Annotated in this window: 18 protein-coding genes and 1 riboswitch; of the genes, 10 read left to right on the top strand and 8 right to left on the bottom strand. The window is 59.1% G+C overall.

Annotated features, from left to right (window positions below; genetic code table 11):
- The first annotated feature begins 4 nt into the window (after nt 1-4).
- The 4 genes from H2Z84_RS12530 (at nt 5) to H2Z84_RS12515 (ending at nt 3,707) form a co-directional block, all read left to right on the top strand.
- Nucleotides 5-1,387, top strand: a complete 1,383-nt coding sequence (locus tag H2Z84_RS12530; RefSeq protein ID WP_181836277.1) for an aspartate aminotransferase family protein — start codon at nt 5-7, stop codon at nt 1,385-1,387.
- Nucleotides 1,388-1,534: 147 nt separating this feature from the next.
- Nucleotides 1,535-2,629: a polyamine ABC transporter substrate-binding protein gene (locus tag H2Z84_RS12525; protein ID WP_181836276.1), complete on the top strand. Its 1,095-nt coding sequence runs from the start codon at nt 1,535-1,537 to the stop codon at nt 2,627-2,629.
- 96 nt (nt 2,630-2,725) lie between these two features.
- On the top strand, nt 2,726-3,445 hold the full coding sequence (locus tag H2Z84_RS12520; RefSeq protein WP_181836275.1) for a substrate-binding periplasmic protein: 720 nt from the start codon (nt 2,726-2,728) through the stop codon (nt 3,443-3,445).
- A gap of 94 nt (nt 3,446-3,539) precedes the next feature.
- Entirely contained in the window at nt 3,540-3,707 is a 168-nt protein-coding gene (locus H2Z84_RS12515; protein WP_181836624.1) for a hypothetical protein, read from the top strand.
- 89 nt (nt 3,708-3,796) lie between these two features.
- Here H2Z84_RS12515 and H2Z84_RS12510 read toward each other — a convergent pair whose 3' ends face one another.
- The 4 genes from H2Z84_RS12510 to argE all read right to left on the bottom strand — a co-directional run bounded on the left by H2Z84_RS12510 (nt 3,797) and on the right by argE (nt 8,040).
- Nucleotides 3,797-4,195 (bottom strand): phasin family protein, encoded by a 399-nt coding sequence (locus H2Z84_RS12510; RefSeq protein WP_181836274.1) that lies wholly within the window; start codon nt 4,193-4,195, stop codon nt 3,797-3,799.
- 203 nt (nt 4,196-4,398) lie between these two features.
- Nucleotides 4,399-6,264: a B12-binding domain-containing radical SAM protein gene (locus tag H2Z84_RS12505; protein WP_220272845.1), complete on the bottom strand. Its 1,866-nt coding sequence runs from the start codon at nt 6,262-6,264 to the stop codon at nt 4,399-4,401.
- Between the two features lie 150 nt (nt 6,265-6,414).
- Nucleotides 6,415-6,753 carry a thioredoxin family protein gene (locus H2Z84_RS12500; RefSeq protein ID WP_181836273.1) on the bottom strand — a complete coding sequence of 113 codons (339 nt, stop codon included), beginning with the start codon at nt 6,751-6,753 and terminating at the stop codon, nt 6,415-6,417.
- A 129-nt stretch (nt 6,754-6,882) separates the two neighbouring features.
- Nucleotides 6,883-8,040, bottom strand: a complete 1,158-nt coding sequence (gene argE / locus H2Z84_RS12495) for an acetylornithine deacetylase (protein WP_181836272.1) — start codon at nt 8,038-8,040, stop codon at nt 6,883-6,885.
- Nucleotides 8,041-8,220: 180 nt separating this feature from the next.
- Here argE and H2Z84_RS12490 point away from each other — a divergent pair, with 180 nt between their 5' ends.
- The 3 genes from H2Z84_RS12490 to H2Z84_RS12480 all read left to right on the top strand — a co-directional run bounded on the left by H2Z84_RS12490 (nt 8,221) and on the right by H2Z84_RS12480 (nt 11,247).
- On the top strand, nt 8,221-9,123 hold the full coding sequence (locus tag H2Z84_RS12490) for a LysR family transcriptional regulator (protein WP_181836271.1): 903 nt from the start codon (nt 8,221-8,223) through the stop codon (nt 9,121-9,123).
- Between the two features lie 137 nt (nt 9,124-9,260).
- Nucleotides 9,261-10,304, top strand: coding sequence for an ABC transporter substrate-binding protein (locus H2Z84_RS12485; RefSeq protein WP_181836270.1), 1,044 nt, complete (start codon nt 9,261-9,263; stop codon nt 10,302-10,304).
- A 174-nt stretch (nt 10,305-10,478) separates the two neighbouring features.
- A riboswitch (yybP-ykoY riboswitch) is annotated at nt 10,479-10,655 on the top strand.
- 4 nt (nt 10,656-10,659) lie between these two features.
- Complete coding sequence (locus H2Z84_RS12480; RefSeq protein WP_181836269.1) at nt 10,660-11,247, top strand: TMEM165/GDT1 family protein; 588 nt, start codon at nt 10,660-10,662, stop codon at nt 11,245-11,247.
- Between the two features lie 76 nt (nt 11,248-11,323).
- Here H2Z84_RS12480 and fliD (H2Z84_RS12475) read toward each other — a convergent pair whose 3' ends face one another.
- The 4 genes from fliD (H2Z84_RS12475) to H2Z84_RS12460 form a co-directional block, all read right to left on the bottom strand.
- Nucleotides 11,324-12,691 carry a flagellar filament capping protein FliD gene (fliD, locus tag H2Z84_RS12475; RefSeq protein ID WP_181836268.1) on the bottom strand — a complete coding sequence of 456 codons (1,368 nt, stop codon included), beginning with the start codon at nt 12,689-12,691 and terminating at the stop codon, nt 11,324-11,326.
- Between the two features lie 173 nt (nt 12,692-12,864).
- The gene (gene fliD, locus H2Z84_RS12470) at nt 12,865-14,274 is read right to left on the bottom strand and encodes a flagellar filament capping protein FliD (protein WP_181836267.1); all 1,410 of its coding nucleotides are present in this window, start codon (nt 14,272-14,274) and stop codon (nt 12,865-12,867) included.
- Nucleotides 14,275-14,550: 276 nt separating this feature from the next.
- Nucleotides 14,551-15,834 (bottom strand): NAD(P)/FAD-dependent oxidoreductase, encoded by a 1,284-nt coding sequence (locus tag H2Z84_RS12465; RefSeq protein ID WP_181836266.1) that lies wholly within the window; start codon nt 15,832-15,834, stop codon nt 14,551-14,553.
- Nucleotides 15,835-15,994: 160 nt separating this feature from the next.
- A complete protein-coding gene (locus H2Z84_RS12460; RefSeq protein WP_181836265.1) occupies nt 15,995-16,378 on the bottom strand; it encodes a hypothetical protein in 384 nt (127 codons plus the stop codon).
- A 185-nt stretch (nt 16,379-16,563) separates the two neighbouring features.
- Here H2Z84_RS12460 and H2Z84_RS12455 point away from each other — a divergent pair, with 185 nt between their 5' ends.
- The 3 genes from H2Z84_RS12455 to H2Z84_RS12445 form a co-directional block, all read left to right on the top strand.
- Entirely contained in the window at nt 16,564-17,583 is a 1,020-nt protein-coding gene (locus H2Z84_RS12455; RefSeq protein WP_181836264.1) for a transporter, read from the top strand.
- 124 nt (nt 17,584-17,707) lie between these two features.
- Nucleotides 17,708-18,049 (top strand): zinc ribbon domain-containing protein YjdM, encoded by a 342-nt coding sequence (locus H2Z84_RS12450; protein ID WP_181836263.1) that lies wholly within the window; start codon nt 17,708-17,710, stop codon nt 18,047-18,049.
- A 134-nt stretch (nt 18,050-18,183) separates the two neighbouring features.
- Nucleotides 18,184-18,441: MATE family efflux transporter (locus tag H2Z84_RS12445; RefSeq protein WP_258869398.1), on the top strand; the 258-nt coding region annotated here is incomplete at its 3' end.

The raw sequence follows: 18,441 nt of genomic DNA, 5'->3' as shown, positions 1-18,441 counted from the left end.
CTCAATGCACAGCAATCAGAGCAAACGCAGTACCGCCGAATACCAGGCGATGGATGCGGCCCATCATATTCATGCTTTTCTCGATCAGAAAGCCTTGAACGAGGAGGGCGCACGCGTCATTACCCGTGGTGAAGGACTGTATGTGTGGGACAACGAGGGCAAGCAGTATCTGGACGGCATGTCCGGCCTGTGGTGTACCAATGTCGGTTATGGCCGGCCGGAGCTGATCGAAGCCGCCACCCGCCAGCTGCAGCAGCTGAGTTACTACAATATGTTTTTCCACACCACCCATCCGGCGGTGGTGGAATTGTCCGAGCGGCTGTTTTCCCTGCTACCGGGGCAGTACAGCCATGTGATCTATACCAACTCCGGCTCGGAGGCCAACGAGGTGCTGATCCGCACCGTGCGTCGCTTCTGGGATGTGATGGGCCAGCCGGACAAGAAAATCTTCATTGGTCGCCACAATGGCTATCACGGCTCCACCGTGGGCAGTGCTTCGCTGGGTGGCATGGCCTTCATGCACGAGATGGGCAATCTGCCCATTCCCGGTGTCGAGCATATTGCCGAGCCCTACTGGTACGCCCATGGCGGCAAGCTGAGCCCGGCCGAGTTTGGCCTGAAATGCGCGCAGGAGCTGGAGGCGAAAATCCTGCAGCTGGGCGCAGACAAGGTAGCTGCCTTTGTCGCCGAACCCTTCCAGGGTGCGGGCGGGATGATTTTCCCGCCGGAAAGCTACTGGCCGGAAATCCAGCGTATCTGCAAGAAATACGATGTGCTGCTGTGCGCCGACGAGGTGATTGGCGGCTTTGGCCGTACTGGCGAATGGTTTGCCCACCAGCATTTCGATTTCCAGCCCGACACGCTGAGCATTGCCAAGGGGCTGACCTCCGGCTACATCCCCATGGGCGGGCTGGTATTGTCGCGGCGCATGGCCGAGGCGCTGGTCGCCAAGGGCGGGGTGTTTGCTCATGGTTTGACGTATTCCGGACACCCGGTGGCCGCCGCGGTGGCGCTGGCCAATCTGGATGTATTGCAAGGTGAAGGCATGGTGGAGGCGGTGAAGCAGGATACCGGCCCCTATCTGCAAGCCTGCCTGCGTCAGATATTCGCCGAGCACCCGCTGGTGGGCGACATCCAGGGGACGGGCATGGTGGCGGCCCTGCAGCTGTGCGAAGACAAGGCCAGCCGCCAGCTGTTTGCCAATGAAGATGACATCGGCTGGCGTTGCCGTACTCATGGCTTTGACGAGGGGCTGATCATCCGCTCCACCCATGGCCGCATGATCATGGCACCGGCGCTGGCCATTACCCGCAGTGAAATCGACGAGTTGCTGGACAAGACCCGCCGCGCGGTGGATCGCACCGCACAGGAGCTGGGCCTGTTGTAAACCCCGGGCGGCGGCCGCCGCCCTGCCAGATACTGATGAACGGCCATTCAGAGCCGGCAAGACTCATTCCCAGTTGCGCCATTTACCCCGCAGGCCAGCCATGCGCCGGCCTGCGGATTTCGTCACAGGAATATCGGGAGTCCCATCATGAGCCGTAAACCCACCATACGCCTGCTATTGTCCGGCGCGGCACTCTGTCTCGGCCTGACCGCGCAGGCTGCCGAGCTGCACGTGTACAACTGGTCTGATTACATCGGTGAACAGACCATCAGCAGCTTCGAGAAACAGACCGGCATCAAGGTGAAATACGATGTCTACGACAGTGACGACACCTTGCAAGCCAAGCTGCTGACTGGCAAGGCGGGCTACGATATCGTCGTGCCCACCTCCAACTACATGGCCCGGCAGGCCGCTGCAGGCATCTACCTGCCGCTGAACAAGGCGTTGCTACCCAATCTGGCCAATCTGGACCCGCAATTGATGAAGATGGTGGCCAGTGCCGATCCTGGTAACAAATACGGTGTGCCCTATGCCTGGTTTACCGACGGCCTGGGCCTGAACCTGAACAAGGTGAAGGCGGCATTGGGCAATGAGGTGGCGCTGGATAGTTGGGATGTGCTGTTTGAGCCGGCCAAGCTGAGCAAGCTGAAAGGCTGTGGCGTATCCATGCTGGACCAGGCCAGCGATGTGTTTGCCATCACCCTGCATTACTTGCACAAAGACCCCAACAGCAAGAATCCGGCCGATTATCAGGCAGCATTCGAAGCCCTGAAGAAGATCCGCCCCTATATCACCCAGTTCAACTCTTCCGGCTATATCAATGATCTGGCCAATGGCGATATCTGCTTTGCCGTGGGCTGGTCCGGCGATATCGGCATTGCCCGCCGTCGTGCGGCCGATGCCGGCAAGCATTATCAGATCAGCTATGTCATTCCCAAAAGCGGGGCGCCGTTTTCCGTCGACATGATGGCCATTCCCAAAGATGCACCAAACTCGCAGGCGGCCCATCAGTGGATCAACCACATCCTGCAGCCGGATGTCGCTGCCGGCATTACCAACAAGGTGTTCTACCCCACGCCCAATCTGCCAGCACGCAAGCTGGTGCAAGCAGCCATTGCCAGCGATGCGGGCATCTACCCATCCCCGGCGGTGATGCAGACGCTGTTTTTGTTGCAACCCTTGCCGACGGAAATCCTGCGCTTGCAAAACCGCTTATGGACCCAGTTAAAGACGGGGCGTTAAGCAGCTGAGAAATAATCAGGAGAAACAACTGGCAAAACAGCCTGTTTTAATGGATAAATAAGACGAATGTCATAATGCAATTGTCAATTACTTCTTATGAAAACAAGGCTGTTTTGCTGCCTGCTTGTTGTGCTGTGCCTGGCGCGGGAGTGTTCCGCGCGTGAGATAACCGTAGATGCCGGCCCTATCCCTCCTTTCAGCTATGAAGAGCAGGGGCGGCCAGCTGGTATTGCCGTGGATTTGCTGGATGCCGCAGGAAAACTATACGGAATCAGCTTCCATTACCGCTTTCTGCCATGGTTGCGCGCTCAGAGCGAAACCCGTAGCAGTAGTGACCGCATCATCATTCCGCTGACCCGTACCCCGGAGCGCGAAACCCAGTACAACTGGATTGCCGAGCTGTTCCAGTACCAGTTTGTCTTGATTAGCGCGGGTGCGCCGTTGCCGCATACGCTGGAGGAGGCCAAGGGTATGCGTATTGCCGTGCTGCGCGGTAATCCGGCGGAAAAGATCTTGCATGATCTGGGTTTTACCCAGGTTGAGTCGGCATTTTCCGAGGAGATCAATGCGCGCAAGCTGGCGGCGCGGCGCATTGATTTGTGGGTGGCGGCGGATTTGGCAGCCAAATCCATCTATCGCCAGGCCGGTGGCGACCCGGCACAGTTGCGCTATGGCCTGAGGCTGGGTGATGTCATGCATGTGTTTTTGGCTTCGTCGCCAGGCTTTAATGATGCCGCCACGCGCGATATTGCCGATGGTGTGGCCAGGGTGCGTGTCAGTGGTGAGGGAGAGCGGATTCTCAGCCGCTATCGTTGAAATGTTGCTGTACTCAGGGTAGTCTCTGCCCCGCGTTGCTTGGGGCTGTCTGTGTCGGCTTCTTGGCGCGTAACTGGTTTAACAGGAGAGATGCATGCGAGTACAGGCGAATCCGGCCGATATCGGTCGTTGTGGTTGTGGGCGACGTGATTATTGCGATGGCAGCCATGGTCTGAGTGAAGAGCAATGGCAGGCCAAGCTGGCCGAAGAGCAACAACAGGCACAGCAATTGGCCGAGCAAGCCGATTTCGGCGACGACTGAGCGTCTTCGCGATCCAGATCGAAACAGCCCGCACATCGTTACCGATGGCGGGCTGTTTGTTTGGCCATGGCACACTGCCGTGGCCAGGCTTATTTCTTCTCGCTGGCGGCGGCCGGCTGTTCGGTTGGTTGCAGATAAGCGGCCATGCCCTGCAGCGAGTCCTGCATGCTGCCCAGATGCTCCAGCGCCAGGCCCTGCAAATCTTCTTGTGCCTTGGTCAGGATGCCGCAGAATTCACCGGAACATTCCATGGCCTGATTGGCGTTTTCCTTGGCGATGGTGCTGATCTGGTTGAGCGCCTCTTGCGGTGAGCCAGCCTGGCTCAGCGCTTGCAGCGACTTTGCATAGTTATCCAGCTGGGTACGGCTGGTACTGATCTGGAAATTCATCAGTTGTTCGACATTATTCATCGACACCTGCAGAAACTTCAGAGTGATGTCGAGGCTGGGCGGCTGCGGGAAGCGGGCATTCTTCGGGTTGGATGACATGGGCATTCTCCTGGGCTGGTGCAGCGGCCTGGAAAATCAAGGAGATGACTCTCAGTGCCATGGCTGCATCCGGTTTGATGCACGGGAGAGGGTAAACGTTCAGTGCGGGCCAAGGTCGCAGGCCGCTGCCGGGGCAGCGAGCCCGGCAGAGAGCGGCCATGCAAATGGGAAACCGGCCTTTGGAATGGTGTTGCAGCCAGCCTTCAACCCAGGGCGCGGGCGATGAAATTGCGCGGCACGCGGGTTTTCGGTACCCGTCCGGCAAACCAGCTGCGTACGTCTTCCTCCAGCCCGATGCCATGCATGTAGTTGTACAGCGCCTTGTTGAGCGCCTTGCCCATGGCGTCGTGGTCGGTGCCGGTGGGGTCGATGAAGCCGACGTCGTTCTTGGCAAAGCTGACTGGCGGTAGGGGGCGCAGGCTGACGCCGTACTCTTCCGGATTCTGGCCCACCGGCGAATGCACGGTACAGGCAAAACGGTGGAAAAATCCGGACTGGATGCAGCCGGTGTCAAACAGCTGGCGCACGTATTCCAGGGCGTCCACTGTGTCCTGCACGGTCTGGGTGGGAAAGCCGTACATCAGATAGGCATGTACCAGCACCCCGGCTTCGGTAAAACCCTGGGTGACCCGCGCCACTTGCTCTACCGACACGCCTTTTTTCATCAGCTTGAGCAGGCGGTCCGAGGCCACTTCCAGACCGCCGGAAATGGCGATGCAGCCGCTTTCCGCCAGCAACTGGCATAGCTCCGGGGTGAAGGATTTTTCGAAGCGGATATTGCCCCACCAGGAAATGGCCACATTGCGGCGCAGCAGTTCTTCGGCCAGTGCGCGCAGCATCTTGGGCGGGGCGGCTTCATCGACGAAATGGAAGCCGGTCTGGCCGGTTTCGGCAATGATGGCCTCGATGCGGTCCACCAGCGTGCTGGCGGAAGCGGTTTCATAGCGCGAGATATAGTCCAGCGTCACATCGCAGAAGCTGCATTTTTTCCAGTAGCAGCCATGCGCCACGGTCAGCTTGTTCCAGCGCCCGTCACTCCACAGCCGGTGCATGGGGTTGAGCATGTCCAGCAGCGACAGATAACGGTCGATGGGCAGGCCATCCCAGGTGGGGGTGCCCACCTCTTCAAACGGGATATCGGCTTCCATCATGTTGATGTAGCGCACCCGGCCATCCTCGCGCACGAAGGTGCGCACCAGTCGCGACACCGAGCGTTTGCCCGCCAGATGTTCCAGCAGGGCCAGCAGCGGTTTTTCGCCATCGTCCAGCGTGATGAAATCGAAGTAATCAAATACGCGCGGCTCGGTCAGTTCGCGCAGTTCAGTATTGACGAAGCCACCACCCAGTACGGTGCGGATGGTCGGCCAGCGCGCCTTGATGGTCTGGGCGATGCGGAAGGCGGCATATACCGAACCGGGGAAGGGCACTGACAGCAGCACGATGTCCGGCTGATGGCGGGCAATGGCTTCTTCCACCAGTTGCTGCAAGGTGTCGTCCACCAGCGTGGGCCTGCCGGCCAGGGCGCGGGCCAGCGGGTCGAAAGTGGGCTGACTCATGGCCAGCGATTCGGCATAGCGCACGAATTCAAAGCGCTCGTCCACCGCTTCGCGCAGTACATCGGCAATATCGTTCAGATAAAGCGTGGCCAGGTGGCGGGCGCGGTCCTGCTGGCCCAGCGCACCAAAGGCCCAGGCCAGTGGGTCGCCACCATAGGGGTCGTCCGGATCGACATACACTTCCAGCGAGGCAAAGCGCTCACCCTCCGGCAGAAAATTACGGCCGCAAATGCGATGGGCTACGGTGGAGTCGCGCCCCTGTAAAAAGGCGATGGCCGGGCCGATGGTGGCCAGGTAGCGTTCAAACTGGCCGACAAAGCCGTGCAGCTGAGCGCTGCGCTTTTTCGGTGGAATGGCGTCAATCTGCTGACGCACCGCTTGCAGGCCGCTCACGGAAAACAGCCGTAATACCAGTTCTAGCGCCAGGTCTTCCTGAAAGGCGCTGACATCGCGCGAGCGCAAAAAGCCGGTGATATAGGCGGTGGAGGGGTAGGGCGTATTCAGCTGCGTCATCGGCGGGATGAGCGACAGGATACGAGGAGAGCGCGGCGACTCGGCGTGGGTGAACTGCATGACATCCATTTCCTGCAGCGGCGGGTTGGCCGCTGCCTTGTGCAGCCCGCCACGCAAGCGCGGCAGGGGCGAAATCATCAATATAGTGCTTTAGCTGTTTGCTGCGGCCTGGTCCAGCAACTGGCTAATGGCGGCGGTATTGTCGGGCCGTACCAGCCGGCCGACTTCCTGCCCGTCGTGCAGCAGGATGAGTGTTGGCCACAGTTTGACGGCAAAGGAGCGGCCCAGCCGGCGGCCTTTGCCGTCTTCAATCTTGAGATGAGCGAGGTCCGGGTGGGTCTGCATGGCTGTTGCCAGCAGAGGCTGTGCCGCCTGGCAGTGAGCACACCAGGGCGCACCGAACTCCAGCAATAGCCAGCCACGCTGGCCGGCCAGCTGTTCGGCAGTGGCTTCCTGATCTTGCGGAGTGAATGCGCTGTGATAGGCCATGGTGGCTTCCTGTCTGCTTGTGCAGCAGGAGGATAGCATTCCTTGGCAAAATCGGCCCGGCTTCCTTGCTTTCTCGCAGCTTTCTCGCACCGTACCGCGCACCGGGCCTTGCGGCACTGTGTCGTGCGCTCAGTGCGCGCTGAGTTGCGCCACCAGCCGGCCCAGGAAGGCATCGCAGGCGACCAGTTGGTCCAGTGCCAGCCATTCGTCCGGCTGATGCGCCTGGGCAATGTCGCCGGGGCCGCACACCACGGTAGGAATGCCACAGCGTTCGCTGAATAGTCCAGCCTCCGTGCCAAAGGCTATTTTGCGTGGCGGATTGCTGTCTTGCAGCAAGCCTTGCACAAAGCGCACCACTTCGGCGTCTGGCGGCGTGAGCAGGCCGGGGTAGCTGGTTTTTTCGCTGAAGCTGAAGCCACAGTCGGCATCCACGGCCTGCATTTCCGGCTGCAATACCTGGGTGGCGTGCTGGCGGATGGCATCCAGTAAAGGCTGTGGGGCATCGGCTGGCAGATGGCGGATTTCAAAGTCGAAATGGCAGCTGGCAGGGATGATGTTGAGCGCGGTGCCGCCCTGCATGGTGCCGACGTGCAGGGTGCTGTAAGGCACTTCGTACAGCGGGTCGAACGGCCCGTGCTGGCGGCGCTGGCGGGCGAGGCTGCGGATGAAACTGACCAGTTCGGCCGCGTACTCCACCGCATTGACACCGGCTTGCGGATTGCTGGAGTGACCCTCGTGGCCGTGTGCGGTAACGCGCCAGGCCGTCTTGCCCTTGTGCTCGGCCACCAGCTGCATGCGGGTGGGTTCGCCAATGATGCCCATGGCCGGCAAGACCGGCAGGCCGCCCAGTACTTCCAGCAGGCGGCGCACACCGATGCAGCCGATTTCCTCGTCATAGGTAAAGGCCAGGTGCAGCGGTGTGTGCAGCTGACTGCGTGCCAGCTGTGGCACCTGCGCCAGTACGCTGGCGATAAAGCCTTTCATGTCGGCGCTGCCACGGCCATAGGCGCGGCCATCGCGCACATCGAGCTGGAAGGGGTTGCTGTGCCAGTGTTGGCCATCTACCGGCACCACATCGGTATGACCGGCCAGCATCACGCCAGGGCGGTCAGTTGGGCCGATGGTGGCGTAGAGATTGGCCTTGCTGCCATCTTCGTTTTCCACGATCTGGCTGCTCACGCCAAAGCCGGCCAGATAGTTTTTGACGAAGCGAATCAGCTGCAGATTGCTCAGCCGGCTGGTGGTATCGAAACCGACTAGGGTGTTCAGCAGGGTGAGGGATTCCATTGAAGTTCTTTCCGTAGCGGCCAGGGAGATGCCGGAGACTGCCAGTGTCTTGTTGCCGGCTGCCAGTCTAGCATCTGGCTGTGGTGCCGGGGTTTGGCAGTCTGGTTGACAAGGCGAGTGTAGGTGCTCACAGTAAATACTGAAAATATGATTATTTTTCCAACTGGATCGATAAATATTATGCAATACACCCTGCGGCAATTGGCGTATCTGGTGGCGGTGGCCGACCACGGCAGCGTGACGGCAGCGGCCAATGCGCTGTACACCTCGCAGCCAGGCATTTCCAGCGCCATTGCCCAGCTGGAGGCGCAGTTTGGCCTGCAGTTTTTTATCCGGCACCATGCCAAGGGCGTTTCGCTGACACCGGCCGGGCAAAGCTTTGTCGCGGCGGCGCGCAATCTGCTGGCGCATGCCGAGGACCTGAGCCAGCACGCCAGTGCGCTCAGCCAGTCCTTGCAGGGCAATCTGGAGCTGGGGTGTTTTACCACCATCGCGCCGATCTTCCTGCCGCGCCTGCTGGCGGCCATGCGTGAAGATTATCCGGACATCTCGGTGCGGCTGCATGAAGGCGATACCGAGCAGTTGCAGCAGGCTTTGCTGAGCGGCCAGACCGAGCTGGCCTTGCTGTACGACCTGGATCTGGCGCCCAGCCTGTATCGCCAGACATTGCAAACCGTCCTGCCTTATGTGCTGCTGCCGGCCGCCCATCCGCTGGCCGGGCAGGCTGCGGTTTCCTTGCAGGATCTCGCCCCTTTGCCCATGGTGTTGCTCGACCTGCCACATAGCCGCGAGTATTTCCTGTCGGTGTTTCGCCTGCAGGGGCTGGAGGCGCGTGTGCGCCACAAAACCGTCAATTTCGAACTGGTACGCGGGCTGGTGGCTGCGGGTAATGGCTATGCCTTGCTGAACCTGCGGCCGCAGACGCCACAGAGCTATGCCGGTGACCAGCTGGTGTGCCTGCCCATCGTGGAGGAGGTGCCAGCCTTGAATATCGTGCTGGCCTGGCCACAGGAGTTGCGCCTGACCCGTCGCGCCGAGGCCTTTGTCACCCTGTGCGAACGCAGCATCAGCCGACTGGGCTGAGCCAAGCCATGCCGTTTTCTTGCATCGTAAAAAGCGATGCAGTTGACAAGGTAAAGCTATTTTACCTATTGCCAGACTTGTCCCTAGAGTAAGTCACACAGTCGCCCACCTGGCTGTGCAACTTCCAGGGGATAGTCATGCCTTCATCCATGCGTTTTCCACGTGTTTTCCTGTATGCCGGGCTGTTGTTTGCCCCGGTGCTGTCCGCGGCCGAGCTGACCGTAGTGTCGTTTGGCGGTGCCAATAAGGAAGCCCAGCAGAAAGCCTATTACCAACCCTTTGCTGCCAGCAGCGGCATCAAGGTGGTAAGCGGAGACTACAACGGCGAAATGGCCCGGGTGCGCGCCATGGTCGACAGCAAGCGGGTGAGCTGGGATGTACTGGATGTGGAGTCGCCCGACCTGATGCGTGGTTGCGACGAAGGCATGTTCGAGAAACTGGATTACCGGCGCATCATCAAGCCGGCCGAGCTGCTGCCCGGTGCGGCCCAGCCCTGTGGCATGGCGGCCTATGCCTGGAGTACGGTGCTGGCCTACAACGCCGACAAGCTGAAGACCGCGCCGCGTTCCTGGGCTGATTTCTGGGATGTGAAGAAATATCCCGGCAAGCGTGCGCTGCGCAAAGGGGCCAAGTACACACTGGAAATCGCGTTGATGGCGGACGGCGTAGCACCACATGATGTGTACAAGCTGCTCAATACCCCGGCTGGGCTGAACCGCGCCTTTGCCAAGCTGGACCAGCTCAAGCCCTACATCCAGTGGTGGGAAGCCGGTGCTCAGCCGGCACAGTATCTGGCGGCCGGCGATGTGGTGATGAGCTCCGCCTATAACGGACGCATCAGCGCGGCACAGAAAGAGGGTGGCAAGCAGCTGCAAATGGTGTGGAACGGCAATATCTACGATTACGACTACTGGACCATCCCCAAGGGCAGCGCCAATCTGGATGCCGCGTACAAGTTTCTGGCTTTCGTCAGCCAGCCTGCCGCCCAGGCCGAGTATGTGAAAGGCATCAGTTATGGGGTAAGCCATCGCAAGGCAGCCGGCCTGATCGACAAAGGTATTCTGGCCAACCTGCCCACCGCACCGCAAAACCTGAAGCAGGGCGTGGCCATTGACAGCAGTTTCTGGGTGGATCATGGCGAAAACCTGGAGCAGCGTTTTAACGCCTGGGCCGCCCGCTGACGGTAGCCTAGAGCGGCTGGCAAAACCTTGAGAATAGCCGGGCCAAGTGCGCCGACGCAGACAGGGCAAGGTCTAGGCGCGGAGGTGCAAGGCAGGAGCAGGGGTTTTGTTAGCAGGTTTCCGCGCAGAAAACCGGAAATGGGGCTTGCCAAATGGCATGGCTGCTTTACAATGCGATCCGTCATTAGGGAGTAGCCGCCCTCCGAGCGCGAGAGGGACGTGTGTCAACAGACTTGCCGGTTCCGGCATGGCACACGTGGTCCGAGACTTGGCGAGACTTTTGACCGTAATGCTCTGCATGGCCGGGACGCATTGCGGTCACTCGTTTTCGCGTCCCGGCCATGGAGAATTCTCGATGCAGTCCTTTCTGGTATCCACCGGCGTGGTGGCCCTGGCCGAAATCGGCGATAAAACCCAACTGCTTTCCCTGATTCTGGCTGCCCGCTATCGCAAGCCTGTTCCCATCATTCTCGGTATCTTGCTGGCCACGCTGGTCAATCATGCTGGTGCTGGCGGTATTGGTGCCTGGCTGTCCACCGCGCTCAGTCCCAATATTCTCAACTGGACGGTCGTAGCGTCGTTTGCGCTGATGGCCGGCTGGATCCTGATTCCCGACAAGCTGGACGAAGGTGAAATCGTCATGCCCAAGCGGCAGATGGGCGTGTTCGCCACCACGGTATTCGCCTTCTTCCTGGCAGAGATGGGCGACAAGACCCAAGTGGTCACCATTGCGCTGGCGGCCCGCTTCCATGACTTTTTGCCGGTGGTGGCCGGTACCACGCTGGGCATGATGCTGGCCAACGTACCGGTCATCTACCTGGGTAGCCGCTTTGCCGACCGCCTGCCTACCAAGGCCGTACACATTATTGCATCCATCATTTTCCTGGTGTTGGGTGGCCTGGCGCTGGCCAATGCCATCAATGGTACTGCGCTGCTGGGCTGATCAATCCTGGTCACGCATAACAAACGCCGCCACGGCTTGCGCCGGGCGGCGTTTTTTGATGGTCGGCCGCGTGGTATCAGGCCAGCAGGCTGGCCAGGTTGCTGGTGGATTGCTGCATTTGCGCCAGCGTGGCATTCAGCGTGGTGTATTGCTGCAGATAGGAAGATTGCAAGGCCGTGAGGTTGGTCTGGATTTCCGTCTGGTGGTTGGTCTCGTCGGTAATGCTTTGGTTCAGGTCATTCTGTTTGGTCACCACAATACCGGTTGGCCCCAGCAAACTGTTGATGGTGGTGTTGAAACGGTCGGCAAAGCCGGTACTGCTGCTATTGCCGAACAGATTGCCGACGGCAGTCGGATTGCTGGTCAGTGCCTTGTTGAAGGCGGTCTGGTCCAGGGCCAGGGTGCCATCTTTTTGCAGGGAAATGCCAACTTGCGACAGATAGGCATAGGACGTGCTGGCGTCTACACCGGCTACCTGCGTTTGCAGTACTGAAGAGAGCTGGTCCTGAATGGACAGCAGCGAATCGTCGCCCTTCATGTCGCCATTGAAGGCGGTGTTGGTGGTGCTATGTACTTTGTTATACGCATCGACAAAGCTTTGCAGGGTACTGGTTATGCCAGAAGTGTCCTGAGCCATGCCGATGGTGACCTGGCCGGTTTTTTCCAGATTCACCGTGGCACCATTGATCACCCCGGTCACCGCGTTGCTGCTGGATGACACATTGACACCGTTCACTGTCATCAAGGCATCGCTGGCGGAAAACGATTCTGTAGCCGCTGTGCTGCTTTGCTGCAAACCTGCCAGCGTATTGCCGCTGGTGTTGCCACTGTCCGTGCCGCCTGCAGTCACGCTGAACGCATTGGCCGAACCGGAGTTGGCCGAGGCGATCACCAGCGAGTAATTGCCGTTGTATTGCACGATGGAGGCATTGACGCCGGCATTGGCACTGTTGATGGCATCGGAAATGTTTTGCAGGCTTTCGCCCCCGCTGCCGCCGTTGTTCAGATTCACCGTAGTGTTGGTGCCGGCCACGCTGAAGGTGAGCGAGGAGGGGACGCCGCTTAGTGCAGTGGTCGCGCTGCTGATGACCTGGCCTGAACTGTTCTGGTCGAACACCAGCTGGCGTGATTGGGCCAGCTTGCTGACATCCAGTTGGTAGTTGCCGGCAATGCCGCCAGTGCTGGTGGTCACGTTGGCAATCGTACTGTCAGAGGTGGTGGCTTTGTACGTCTGCAGAAAGGCACCGGATGACAGGCTGCTGACCGAGGTTTGCAAGGCCGACAGGGCCGAGCTGATCTGGCCCATATCGCTCAGATCGGTTTTGTAGGTGGAAACCTTGTTCTGGCTTTCGGTCAGCGGCTGCTGTTCCACACTCATCAGTTGGCTGACGATGGATTGCACGTCTAGCGGGCCCGCGGTGGTGGTGATGGATGCTGCGCTCATGCTGTTCTCCCTGTGGCCTGCGGCTGAATCAGGCCTGCCTGATATGCTTTATTTCCTTGCATTATCGACGGGAATGGCCTGCGGCTTGATGGCAAAACAGGGTTAAACAATGTTGCCGAATGTTAAGGCTGTCACAAAGCGTCATGATCGCCTGCGACAGCCTGCGCGCTCTGCTACTTGCTGGGTGTGGCCAGTAGACCGGACAGATTGCTGGTGGATTGCTGCATCTTGGCCAGCGTGGCGTTCAGGCTGGTGTACTGGTGCAGATAGTCGGCCTGTTTGCTGCTGACTTTGGTTTGCAACTGGCTCTGATGATCGGTTTCGTCGCTGACGTTCTGGCTCAGGTCATGTTGTTTGGTCACGATGATTCCCGCAGGTCCCAGCAAATTATTGATGGTGCTGTTGAAACGGTCGGCAAAGCCGGTATTGCTGCTATTGCCGAATAGATTGGCCACTGCCGCAGGTTTGCTGGCCAGGGCCTTGTTGAAACTGCTTTGGTCCAGCGCCAGGGTGCCGTCCTTCTGAATCGAAATGCCTACCTGCGACAGATAAGCATAGGAGCTGAGCGGATCGACACCGCTGACCGGCGTTTGCAGTACGGCGCTGAGCTGGCTGCGGATAGAAGTGAGCGCAGCCTCGCCTTTCAATGTGCCTGTGGCGGCGCTGCCAATAGCGCTTTGTACCTTGTTATAAGCATCAACAAAGCCTTGTAGGCTGTTGCTGATGCTGCTGTTGTCCTGGCTCATCGTTATGCTGGTCTGGCCGGCTTTTTGCAGCACAACCGCGGCGCCGCCAATGACATCGTCCAGGGTGTTGCTGCTGGAGGAAACATTGATGCCATTAACCGTTAGCGTCGCATCACTGGCATCGTTTGATTCGCTGAGGGCGGTGTCGCTCTGGGTCAGGCCAGCCAGGGTATTGGCAGTGGTTTCATCCACGCTACTGTCGCTACCACCAGTCGTGATGCTGAAAGCGTGGTCGGAGCCGGATTCAGCCGCGGTAATCACCAGCGAATAGCTCCCCTTGTACTGCACGATGGAGGCATTGACGCTGGCATTGGCACTGTTGATTTTGTCGGCGATGTTTTGCAGGCTGACACTGGCCGGCGTGGTGGCCGGCGTTGTAGTGCTGACGGCATCGCGCAGTTGTACGGTAGTGCTGCTGCCGGCCACATCGAAGGTCAGTGCGTCCGGGACATTGTCCAGCGGGCTGCTGGCGCTACTGATGCTTTGTCCGGCGGTGGTCTGGTCGAACACCAGTTGTCGCGGTTTGGCCAGTTCGCTGATGTCCAGCTGATAATTGCCGGCTGCGCCATTGCCGCTGGCATTGACGGTGGCTACCGTGGGGTCGGAGCTGCTGGCCTTGAGCGTGTGCAGGAATGCACCTGACGACAGGCCGCTGACCGCAGTTTGCAAACCTGACAAGGCCGAGCCAACCTGGCCGATATCGCTGAGCTTGCTCTTGAAGGAACTGATCTTGCTTTGGCTGGTGGATAGTGGCTGTTTCTCAACAGTCATCAGCTGGCTGACGATGTTCTGTACATCCAGCGGGCCGGCGGACGTGGTGATGGATGCGCTGCTCATCTTGTCTATGCTTGCCTTGTGGGTGACGGTATGACGGACTCGTGATTGTTCTCACGATTATCCCCGACAGCGACTAGGACGGGATGGGCAGGAAAAGTCAAAAAATGATGGTTTTTGCAAACAAGGTAAAAAGACGTAAGGACGACGGCCGGATCGGCCTTGCCAGGCCTGGCGTAGGGGAGGAATGGCGGAAAGAGTAAGGGCAAGGGCCTGGGGTAAAACCAGCCCTTGCTGTCAGGCTAGGCGCGGTCGGCAGGCTGCTGACCACGCGTTAACTCAGATGCCCAGTTTGTCACGCAGCGAATAATACCAGGCACCCATGGCGGTGAAGGGCACGCGCATCAGCTCGCCACCCGGGAAGGGGTAGTGCGGCAAGGTGGCAAAGGCGTCGAAACGCTCGGCCTGGCCGCGCAGTGCCTCGGCCATGATCTTGCCCGCCAGATGGGTGTAGGTGACGCCATGGCCGCTGCAGCCTTGCGAGTAATAGATGTTGTCGCCAATGCGGCCCACCTGCGGCAGGCGCGATAGCGTCAGCAGGAAGTTGCCGGTCCAGGCGTAGTCGATCTTTACCTTGGCCAGTTGCGGGAAGACCTTCAGCATTTTTGGGCGGATGATGGCCTCGATATTGGCCGGGTCACGTGCGCCGTACACCACGCCGCCGCCGAAAATCAGCCGCTTGTCCTGGCTCAGGCGGTAGTAATCGAGCAGGTAGTTACAGTCTTCCACGCAGTAGTCTTGTGGCAGCAGGCTGGCAGCCAGTTCGTCACCCAGCGGCTCGGTGGTGATTACCTGGGTACCGCAAGGCATGGATTTGGCGGCCAGCTCCGGCAGCAGGTTGCCCAGATAGGCATTGCCGGCCACCACCAGGAATTTCGCCTTGACCCGGCCTTGCGGCGTGGTCACCAGCGGTTGCTGGCCACGGGTGATGCTCAGCGCAGGCGATTGTTCGTAAATCACCCCGCCCAGCGACTCCACTGCGGCGGCTTCGCCCAGTGCCAGGTTCAGCGGGTGAATATGGCCGCCGCTCATGTCCAGCATGCCGCCAACATAGCTGTCGGTCGCCACGATGCCGCGCATGTCATCCTTGCCCAGCATTTGTAGCTGGCGGTGACCATAACGCTCCCACAAGGCTTTTTGTGATCGCAGATGGCCCATCTGCTTTTCGCTTAGTGCGGCAAACACGCCGCCGTCTTTCAGGGCGCAGTCGATGCCGTAGCGGGCTACCCGCTCGCGGATGATGCGGCCGCCTTCAAAGGCCATGTCACCCAGCAGTTTGGCTTGCTTGCTGCCTACCGTGCGTTCGATGACATCGATGTCGCGGCTGTAGCTGTTGACGATCTGGCCGCCATTGCGGCCGGATGCGCCAAAGCCAACCCTGGCGGCCTCGAGCACGGTGACCTTGAAACCGTTTTCCAGCAGGAAAAGTGCAGTGGACAGGCCGGTATAGCCGGCACCGATAATGCAGACATCAGTTTCGATTTCGCCTTGCAGGGCCGGGCGCGCAGGCACCGGATTGGCAGAGGCGGCGTAGTAGGATTCTGGGTAGCTGGTTTGTGGCATTTCGTTAAACTTTTCGTTTAATATTTTGCACATGCCAGTTGATTCTAGCGCAGGCAAGCCGCGCTTGCCAAATTATTTGATCAAATATGATGGCGAGGATGTGGGTGGTGACGGGAGGTAGAGGAGAGTCAGCACCCGCCAGGTGGATGCTGACAGGGGCTTACTTGTTATGTCCGTGTCCGCCTACGGTTTCCTTCACCTGATGCTTGGCGCCGGATGCCGACTTTTTCTGGTGCTGCTGTTTTTTGTGTGCGTCTTGCTTTTTGATCTTGTTCTGATCTTCTTTCCAGGCTTTTACTTCACTGGCAGTCGGGGATTGCTGGTGCAGTTTGTTGGCGAGGGCGGGGCCGGCCAGCAGTACTCCAGCTACAGTCCATGCAATCAGTTTCATGATGGTTTTCCTGAGTAAAAGACTTGGGTGGTTTAGTGGTGTCCACAAGAGAACACGAGCCAGTCTATGAACTCCCATCGCGGCAAATAAGGGATATCTTCCTAATGAAATTGCTCTTGTTTCTTCTTGTTTGTGGGGAATTTTCTTGAGCACCGATGGGTGTATCAGCCATCCACTCAGTGGTTTAGTACGCTGGTATTTTCCTGCCCGCGTCAGGTCAAAATTGTCATCTGCCTCGGGTAAAGTGAGGCCAGGCGGAGTGTTATCCTGCGCTACTTAACGTGTTTGCTGATGGCCGGCCAGTGTTGGGTTGGCAGTATGACGGGAAGGTGTATTGCATGAGCGTATCGATTGCCGAGGGAATGTATGGTGCGGATCAGGTCGGACTGATCAGTGGTTTCCGTTTTCTGCCTGGACAGGCCGGTCAGCCCATTGCGTCGGAAGAGGCAGTACGCTTTTTGCAGCAGCCGGCACAGGATGACGGCTTTGTCTGGCTGCATTTCAATCTGGCGCATGTGGCTTGCGAACGTTGGCTCAGGGCGCAGCTGCCCTTGAGTGATGATTTTTTTGAAATGCTGCACGCCAGCAGTAGCTCTACCCGTATCGAACCCTCGGGCGGCATGTTGCTGGCGGTAATCAATGATGTGGCGCTGGGTTTCGGCGTGGTGACGTCGGATGTGGCCACCTTGTGGGTGGCGGCCGGTTCACGCTTGCTGGTGACTGCACGCGTACGCCCCTTGCGCTCGGTGGATAGGCTGAGGGCCGCGGTGAAAAGCGGAGAAGTATTTCCCTCGGCCCGCTCCTTGCTGTTTCATCTGATGCAGGATCAGGCAGATGTCATGGCCGGCATCGTGCGCGAGTCTGCGCGCAAGGTGGATCATATCGAGGATCGTTTCCTGGCCGAGCATTTGCAGGATCACCGCGCCGAGCTGTCCGGCATGCGTCGTACCCTGGTGCGGATGCAGCGCCTGCTGGCGCCGGAGCCAGGCGCACTGTTTCGCCTGCTCAATCGCCCCCCTGCCTGGCTGGTCGAGCATGATGTGCAGGCGCTGCGCGAATCGACCGAGGAGTTTTCACTGGTGCTGAACGACCTGGCCACGCTGGTTGAGCGCATCAAGCTGCTGCAGGAAGAGCTGGCGGCCAAGCTGAACGAGCAGACCAACCGTACCTTGTTCACCCTGACGATGGTGACGGTGCTGGCACTGCCCATCAATATCGTGGCCGGTTTTTTCGGCATGAATGTGGGCGGTGTGCCGCTGGCCAATCATCCGCATGGCTTTTGGGTGCTGGTGCTACTGGTTGCCAGTTTTACCTTTCTGGCCGGTTGGTGGGCGTTCAGTCGGCAGAAGCCGCGCTAGCTGGCTGCAGCTAGACCATGAGCGCAGTGGGTGATCTTGCCGGCGTGGTGGCGTACAATACCGGCTTTGCGCCATTGGCGGTTGCCGATGGATTTGATTCTTTTGTTAGCGAGCAAGGTATAGCATGAGCGGTTTGCCCAATTGTCCCCAGTGCGGTTCCCAATTCACCTACGAAGACGGTGCCATGCTGGTTTGCCCGGAATGTGCCCACGAGTGGTCGGCCCAGACCGCTGCTACTGGTGAGGAGCAAGGGCGCGAAGTGCGTGATTCCAATGGCAATCTGCTACAGGATGGCGACACGGTGACGGTGATCAAGGATCTCAAGGTCAAGGGCTCGTCGCTGGTGGTTAAGGTGGGGACCAAGGTTAAAAATATCCGGCTGGTGGACGGTGACCATGATATCGATTGCAAGATCGACGGCATCGGTGCTATGAGCTTGAAGTCGGAGTTCGTGAAAAAGGCCTGAGTCTGCCGCAGCACTCCGTTGATGAAAAAGCACCCCGCGCGGGTGCTTTTTCATTTCTACTCTGGTGCTGTAGTCCTCTGCGGTGTGGGTAGCGCTCTGTTACCATGCTGTTTTCCCGCCTGTCCGCTTTTCTCATGTCTGATGCTACTGCTTCCCTTGTTGCACCTTCTTCGCGGCAATTGATTGCCTTTGCCGTGCCGGTGATGCTGGCGGCACTGGCCACGCCCTTGATGGGACTGGTGGATACCGCCGTGCTGGCCCGGCTGGGTAATCCGGTGGCGCTGGCGGCGGTAGCGGTGGGTGGCAGTATTTTTAATGTGGTGTACTGGTGCTTCAGCTTTCTGCGCTTTACCACCACCGGGCTGGTGGCCCAGGCGGCGGGTGGGCAGGGG

It is taken from the genome of Aquitalea aquatica (genome assembly GCF_013911085.1).
GTDB classification, from domain to species: domain Bacteria; phylum Pseudomonadota; class Gammaproteobacteria; order Burkholderiales; family Chromobacteriaceae; genus Aquitalea; species Aquitalea aquatica.
The sequence above is the reverse complement of the archived record's forward strand: the minus strand, read 5'-3'. Positions and strand labels throughout refer to the sequence as shown.

Bases quoted from the DNA above. Each gene is read 5' to 3' on its own strand.
- fliD (WP_181836267.1), bottom strand. From the start codon at position 14,274: ATGAGCAGCGCATCCATCACCACGTCCGCCGGCCCGCTGGATGTACAG.
- fliD (WP_181836268.1), bottom strand. From the start codon at position 12,691: ATGAGCGCAGCATCCATCACCACCACCGCGGGCCCGCTAGACGTGCAA.
- H2Z84_RS12515 (WP_181836624.1), top strand. From the start codon at position 3,540: ATGCGAGTACAGGCGAATCCGGCCGATATCGGTCGTTGTGGTTGTGGG.
- H2Z84_RS12520 (WP_181836275.1), top strand. From the start codon at position 2,726: ATGAAAACAAGGCTGTTTTGCTGCCTGCTTGTTGTGCTGTGCCTGGCG.
- H2Z84_RS12480 (WP_181836269.1), top strand. From the start codon at position 10,660: ATGCAGTCCTTTCTGGTATCCACCGGCGTGGTGGCCCTGGCCGAAATC.
- H2Z84_RS12500 (WP_181836273.1), bottom strand. From the start codon at position 6,753: ATGGCCTATCACAGCGCATTCACTCCGCAAGATCAGGAAGCCACTGCC.
- H2Z84_RS12455 (WP_181836264.1), top strand. From the start codon at position 16,564: ATGAGCGTATCGATTGCCGAGGGAATGTATGGTGCGGATCAGGTCGGA.
- H2Z84_RS12465 (WP_181836266.1), bottom strand. From the start codon at position 15,834: ATGCCACAAACCAGCTACCCAGAATCCTACTACGCCGCCTCTGCCAAT.
- H2Z84_RS12450 (WP_181836263.1), top strand. From the start codon at position 17,708: ATGAGCGGTTTGCCCAATTGTCCCCAGTGCGGTTCCCAATTCACCTAC.
- H2Z84_RS12510 (WP_181836274.1), bottom strand. From the start codon at position 4,195: ATGTCATCCAACCCGAAGAATGCCCGCTTCCCGCAGCCGCCCAGCCTC.
- H2Z84_RS12530 (WP_181836277.1), top strand. From the start codon at position 5: ATGCACAGCAATCAGAGCAAACGCAGTACCGCCGAATACCAGGCGATG.
- H2Z84_RS12505 (WP_220272845.1), bottom strand. From the start codon at position 6,264: ATGACGCAGCTGAATACGCCCTACCCCTCCACCGCCTATATCACCGGC.
- H2Z84_RS12485 (WP_181836270.1), top strand. From the start codon at position 9,261: ATGCCTTCATCCATGCGTTTTCCACGTGTTTTCCTGTATGCCGGGCTG.
- H2Z84_RS12490 (WP_181836271.1), top strand. From the start codon at position 8,221: ATGCAATACACCCTGCGGCAATTGGCGTATCTGGTGGCGGTGGCCGAC.
- H2Z84_RS12525 (WP_181836276.1), top strand. From the start codon at position 1,535: ATGAGCCGTAAACCCACCATACGCCTGCTATTGTCCGGCGCGGCACTC.
- argE (WP_181836272.1), bottom strand. From the start codon at position 8,040: ATGGAATCCCTCACCCTGCTGAACACCCTAGTCGGTTTCGATACCACC.